The following is a 6,041-nucleotide window of genomic DNA, read 5'->3' as shown; positions in this document are numbered from 1 at the left end:
AATTAAAATGCAGGTGACGCTTACTTTTGCGTGCATGAATTTGAAAAAACTTACTCTTTGGAAGAAGAGGGCCGGCACGCTCTCACCAACTATTGTCGCTTTATTACAAAACTTGTCCTGGAATTTAAGAATAATTCCTATCTGGCAACAAAAATACGCATAAAAATACAGTCCTACCTAGTTAGTGGATAACTAGAAGGACTGTATGTCTACGGTCTGACAGAACCTTATGGTTCTGCTTTTTTTTGACACTTGTAATAGGAATAAATTTACATATCGTACGCAATATTATCGATTTCCCCTATACCCCGGCGCATTCCTCAGTGAAGCGGAGTGTTCAAAAAGTCCAAACACATTTTCACGGTGATACGACAGACTTTCTGGAGCAGGTCTGAAGAATGGATTTGTTGGGATAAATATCTGTTGATGGTCAAATTGACGCAAATAGCCATCCATCATGTGAGGATGGACAATAACATTATAATCATCATCTATATAAAACATACCTTGATCAAAAGCCCAATGCAAATCTTGAGATAGTGCGATACCATTACTTGGTATAAATGTACCACCATGTGACCTTGGCATAATATGCGCAGCCTCAAGATTATATAGATTGTTATATCGAATTACATTATGAGTTATAGCACATTCAAAATTATAGCCAGTCAAAACAAAGTCACGAAACATTGTTTGGCTTGTAAATAATGCTTCAATATTTGTAACATTAGGGCCAGTAATAGTGTTTATAACGGTATCGTCTACTTCAGGGGTATAATTTTCTGCTATATTACCCGTAATAGCCTGAATGTGTTCTTCAACCTCTGGTAAAGGATCATTAAAAATAGCATGTCGGTTTTGTCCCCAAGGAAGATAATTAGTGTTTAAAATTTGTGAACATTGATTATATAATGCTGATCCTCGGTCATTGCAATGATAAATAAATAAAGCATGAATGGGGTTATTGCCTACTTCATCTTCATTATCGTTGCAGTGTGGAGCAGTAATATTATCACGGTCCATCTTAAATATTACTATATCACCTTCCTGAAAAAATAAAGAATGATTTAAGTATAATCGGTATTCATCACGTCCATTTTCTTGCTGTCGAGAATGCCTGCTATTATTATATACATATGAACAATATACGCGTTGTGGATTTTGGAAATTCAAGGGAATAACAGGCACTATAGATGCATGATTATCAATATCTTCAGATAAAGGTGGAAAAAATGCTAGGGCTTGTGGTGATTTACTGATATAGATATAGCGACCTCTGTTAGGAGTTCCCCCCTCAATAACGCTACCTGATTCTTGATGACCAATTCTTTTGATGTAATAGCACACGTTCACTCAACTCCGACTTTATATTATTTAAAAAAATATTAATATAATTATATCATAAGTATATTAATATTTAGTGTTATAATAAAAAAAACTTAAGGAAAAGATAATATGGACACTCATACAGCCGTTCAGCGCAGCCATAACATGGCCAGTATTAAATCAAAAAACACTAAGGCGGAGCGGTTGCTTCGCCTTGCTCTTTGGCATCGGGGAATTAGATACCGCAAGAATTGGCGCAAGCTCCCTGGCTCCCCGGATATTGCCATAACAAAATATAAAATAGCTGTCTTTGTAGATGGTGACTTCTGGCACGCTCGTGGCCATGAACAGGATCCGGGGGAGCAAGTGGCCACAAACAAGGACTTCTGGAAGAAGAAGCTGTCCCGCAATGTGGAACGGGACAAAGAAGTAAACGACCAGCTGACACAGGCGGGGTGGCTGGTGCTTCGGTTTTGGGAGTCGGACATAAAAAAAGACATAGATGGTGTAATTGCTGAAATAATGAAATATTTACCATGAGCCTTGAAAAAAATCTTGAATATATAAAGTCTTCTTTATGGGGGATAACATGAAACTTGATCAGTTGACCATTGAAAAACGTGCGTTAAATTATTTGGAAAGAGAATTGCTTAGTTGCCCAAGGCTTAATCCGGTCCTTAATGCGGATGACAAAATAATTTCTTGGGATGGGGAAATCCAGTTATTTCGTAACAATAGAAAAAATAAAGAGTGTTGGGCTGGAAGATGTCCAGTACAGGTTAAAGGGCATACTGTCAATAAAGATGAATTGAAAAAGAAAACAATTACTCATTCGGTCAGCATAGATGACCTTAGAGTATACCAACAAGATGGTGGTGTACTATATTTTGTAGTTTATTTGCCAGATGATGAGAATAAGTTAGATTCATGTAAAATATTTTATAATGAATTTTTGCCATTTAATATAGGAGAAATTCTTGCAGGCATAAAGGAAGGGCAAAAAAACAAAAACATTGAGTTTATACCTTTCCCTAAAGAGGTAAAAGAAAAGGAGTCTGTTATTGCACAATTTATAAGGGATAGGGGATTGCAAACGGCTTATTCGTATAATAATCCAATTAATTTGAATACGCTATTATCAAAAGAGAGGACTTATGTTTTCTGGACATCGTCGGATTTTTCCTTTATAGGGAAAAATAAACCGACGTATTTATATGAAAAGTCAAAAGAAAAAGATGGAGTATACTTTCCAGTTGGCAGAATATATGTAAAATCTGTGATTGCACATAATGTTCCTATCAAGGTGCGTTTGAATGATAAAATATACTTTGATAATGCCCATATAGAATTAAAAGGAAAAGATGTAATAAAATCAATTGAATTTAATCATGGTCTGTCATTTCGGAGTAATAAAGATGGTACAACAGGAAAAATACGACTGACACAGAAGTGTACTTTTGAAGAATATTTGTATAATTTGGAATTTTTACAGGGCCTGGCACAAGGTGGAAGATTATCAATAGAAGGGGTTGGCGAGGGTGAGAGCTTTGATTTTGATTTTCCGATTGATTTCATAAAGGAAGAAATGTTATACATGAAGAAGGTACAGCAATTATTGGCAAGGCTTCATGTTAAAAAGCATATTCTGGTTAAAGATTTATCAAAGAAGAATTTGGAGGATTTACAGTTTTTATACAGGGCAATAGTTAAGGACACTCATTTTTTATCAAATGGAACAACAGATTTTGCCTTTGGTATATTTAATGTGGGAAAATTAAAATTTTTACTTGTGAGATATTTGGATGCAAATCATAAAATAGTCTACAGGGATGGATTCGATACAGAAGATATACGATGTGAATTAGTAGATGATAAAGGCAATAAATTCCCTTCCAGTATTTATGTCAAAATGAAAAAGGATAGTTTCCTTAAATATGACAATATATATTATCCGGCAATTATAAAATCAATAACAAAGATAGAGTATTCCGCTTTTTATGGTAATTTAGTCAACTCACTGGTTTTGGAAATGTTGGCGGCCTATGATGAAGTGGCTGATGATGAGGTGTTGGAAACCGCCATAGAATTATCAAATTGGTTATATTCCCATGAAAACTTGCCTGTTTATTATATTAATAAAATGCAATCCATTAAACGCAAGCGCCTATTTACGAAAGAAGAAGAGGATCAAATAAGGGATTTAAGGGGGCAGGAAACTGAAGCATCGCTTTTGGCTGGCTTCTCAGCTATATTAGGCAATGTGGATGATTATAAATATTATCTGGGAAAGCTGAATAAAGAAGATAGGGATAAGATTTTGATGTTCCCAATCAATAATTTAATTAAAGCATTATAATATTATTATCCCACTTGAGTTTTAACGAGGTAAACCATGGAAACGGAAATGAAAAACTACATATACTGCAATGATGCGCTTCTTGCCGGGGCTTTTGCCCGCAGCAACAAGATGATGCGGTTCATTGATTCAAAATACAATACGGACAAAGACAAGTTTTATCAGGCGGCCAAGAAAAATGACCGCTTTAAAAGTCGCTTTATCACCGGTAACCGGCTCCCTATCCGTATGAGTGCCATTAAAGCCCTTGGCATAATCGAGGCGGCCAAGTCCGATGAGGCTTTGGACAGGGAAATGTTTAGGGCGGCCAGCCGGGCTTTTAAGTCCATTTACAATATTTTTGAGGACACCAAAAGACTTGAATTTGACCACGGCTTCATGGAAGAAGTCTTTTATACTATGCGTGTTGGGGATAACAAAACGGATGACAGGCTGCATGATGCCTATGCGCTGTATATGTATTTCTGCGAGAAATACGATTTGGATCCTGATGATGATTCGGAGCTTTTTCAAAGAATTGTGCCAGTGGTACAGGGCAAGGAAGTAGCCTATATGCGGGACTTTGCCGATATTGGCCGTAAATTTGCAAAGGACTGGGAGCAAGAAAAAAATGCCAGGGACCTGATGGAAAGCACAGCCAATATTTGTGGCGGCAAGTGTCTTGAAGATATAGGGGCACATCTGGATCCGGAAAGCCCGGAAGCAGGGATATTCAATATGATGTGGGATTTTGCCCAGCTGGATAATATTCCTGTTTCCATGTATGAAGGTGAACGGTTCACCAACAAAGAAATACAAGACATTTTTAATGTCATATCAATGAACATAATAAAAAATGCGTGCATTCCTGATGATATAAACATTTACTATGTAGCGGCCCTCTATATGCGGAGTTTTGCAAGGCTTTACCATGAGGCGGAGGCCATGGTGGATGCCTATGCTGGTATTGTCCGTGAATCTGACCAGCAAAAGGAAATAGTGCGGAAGAACGTGGCCATGGCATCCAAAATAGCGGAGCTGGAGAATCTGGCCAAGGAACGGCAGGAAAAGCTGAATGCCATACAGCTGGAGCTTGACCGGGAGAAAAAGAAAAATCGGGAGCTGGAGGAAGCTGCAGCCATTAAAGATGAGCAAATAAAAATCCTGCAAAATATCCTGCAGGAAAATGATAGCCGCCCAGCTGCTGTGGATGCGGACGAGGGCACCAAGGCAAAAAAGCTGGAGCTGGCCAAAAATACAAAAGCCGTTGTCTTTGGTGGCCATCCAAACTGGCAGGCGGAGCTAAAGAAAGCGGCTCCGGAGTATAATATTGTAGATGCGGATAATTACGGCTTTGATGCCAAAATCATGGACAAGGCGGATGTTATTGTCATTAAAACTGACTACATGGCTCACGCCCAGTGGTACAAGGTAATTGAGCGGGCCCGCAAGCTGAAGAAAAGAGTGGTGTTCTTCAGCGGGAACAGTATTGAGGATTTGCTTTTAAAAATAGGGGAATAGACACATGAAAAAATATAAGTTACCATTATCCCTTATTCTCGCCACACTGTTATCCTTTGTGTGGTTTAATGCAAATATTTCATTTTGCCAGGCTGCCCAGTGGGAATGGGTGACTTCAACAGATGAAGTAGATTATGAAATTGATGTATCATCAGTGCAAAGGGTAAACCTAAGATTTGCCGGGGATAATGTGATATGCTGGATAAAAACCACCACACTTGATAATAAATATGGTTTGGCAAAGTTCGCCTTTAGAGATAATAACGGTATCAAACAATATGTAATGCTTTCTGGAACCGGTTATGACGAAAATGGAAATGTGACCGGTTGGGCCCCAACAATAAGTGAGCCCTTTGAGTTTCATTATCGGACAATCAACAGGGGCAGCTTTTATGAAGCCCTTTATGATAAAGCCTTGGAATGTGTAACTGAATAGCTTTCTAGCCCCTGTTTTAAACTAATTAATGGTTTGAAGCAGGGGGATTTTTTTGGCCTAAAATCTTCTTTGTGGCCATGGAAATCCAGCTCTTGTGCCAGAATAAATGTAGCAATAGTCCAACAGCCATAAAATAACCACTGTAAATATGGATGTTCCGGTAAAATAGCCTTGCTTCTCTGCCACCAGAAATAAGGTGAAAATCAAGCATTAAACCGGTAACAATGCAAATTAAACCACTGATAAAAAGAAGCCAGTCAAGTCCATAATTCTTTTTCATAACAGATACCCCCTCGCTATATTTTGGATATATTATATGGCTTAAATCTAAATTGGAAATAAACAAATTATAAAATAAAGGGGTACGAAGGAGGCCACCCACACTCTTAAAAACTAGGCTGCCTTGATTGAAGTGAGCCGCTT

Annotated in this window: 6 protein-coding genes; 4 read left to right on the top strand and 2 right to left on the bottom strand. The window is 38.0% G+C overall.

Annotated elements, in window-relative coordinates; genetic code table 11:
• Positions 1-288: 288 nt before the first annotated feature.
• Positions 289-1,347, bottom strand: coding sequence for an HNH endonuclease (locus ACKI5G_RS07655; protein ID WP_407399170.1), 1,059 nt, complete (start codon positions 1,345-1,347; stop codon positions 289-291).
• A 108-nt stretch (positions 1,348-1,455) separates the two neighbouring features.
• Here ACKI5G_RS07655 and ACKI5G_RS07650 point away from each other — a divergent pair, with 108 nt between their 5' ends.
• Genes ACKI5G_RS07650 through ACKI5G_RS07635 form a run of 4 tightly spaced genes read left to right on the top strand, consistent with a single transcriptional unit; the run spans position 1,456 to position 5,618 of the window.
• Entirely contained in the window at positions 1,456-1,866 is a 411-nt protein-coding gene (locus tag ACKI5G_RS07650; protein ID WP_407399168.1) for a very short patch repair endonuclease, read from the top strand.
• A 49-nt stretch (positions 1,867-1,915) separates the two neighbouring features.
• On the top strand, positions 1,916-3,682 hold the full coding sequence (locus ACKI5G_RS07645) for a hypothetical protein (RefSeq protein WP_407399166.1): 1,767 nt from the start codon (positions 1,916-1,918) through the stop codon (positions 3,680-3,682).
• 36 nt (positions 3,683-3,718) lie between these two features.
• Positions 3,719-5,182, top strand: a complete 1,464-nt coding sequence (locus ACKI5G_RS07640; RefSeq protein WP_407399164.1) for a hypothetical protein — start codon at positions 3,719-3,721, stop codon at positions 5,180-5,182.
• Positions 5,183-5,186: 4 nt separating this feature from the next.
• On the top strand, positions 5,187-5,618 hold the full coding sequence (locus ACKI5G_RS07635; protein ID WP_407399162.1) for a hypothetical protein: 432 nt from the start codon (positions 5,187-5,189) through the stop codon (positions 5,616-5,618).
• A gap of 25 nt (positions 5,619-5,643) precedes the next feature.
• Here ACKI5G_RS07635 and ACKI5G_RS07630 read toward each other — a convergent pair whose 3' ends face one another.
• The gene (locus tag ACKI5G_RS07630; RefSeq protein ID WP_407399160.1) at positions 5,644-5,898 is read right to left on the bottom strand and encodes a DUF4405 domain-containing protein; all 255 of its coding nucleotides are present in this window, start codon (positions 5,896-5,898) and stop codon (positions 5,644-5,646) included.
• Between the last annotated feature and the right edge of the window lie 143 nt (positions 5,899-6,041).

It is taken from the genome of Anaerovibrio sp. (assembly GCF_045637405.1).
GTDB lineage: Bacteria > Bacillota > Negativicutes > Selenomonadales > Selenomonadaceae > Anaerovibrio.
This window is presented reverse-complemented; position numbering and strand designations above follow the sequence as displayed.

What these genes read in the sequence shown, in the direction of transcription:
- ACKI5G_RS07645 (WP_407399166.1), top strand. Translation starts at nt 1,916, where the DNA reads ATGAAACTTGATCAGTTGACCATTGAAAAACGTGCGTTAAATTATTTG.
- ACKI5G_RS07635 (WP_407399162.1), top strand. Translation starts at nt 5,187, where the DNA reads ATGAAAAAATATAAGTTACCATTATCCCTTATTCTCGCCACACTGTTA.
- ACKI5G_RS07630 (WP_407399160.1), bottom strand. Translation starts at nt 5,898, where the DNA reads ATGAAAAAGAATTATGGACTTGACTGGCTTCTTTTTATCAGTGGTTTA.
- ACKI5G_RS07650 (WP_407399168.1), top strand. Translation starts at nt 1,456, where the DNA reads ATGGACACTCATACAGCCGTTCAGCGCAGCCATAACATGGCCAGTATT.
- ACKI5G_RS07640 (WP_407399164.1), top strand. Translation starts at nt 3,719, where the DNA reads ATGGAAACGGAAATGAAAAACTACATATACTGCAATGATGCGCTTCTT.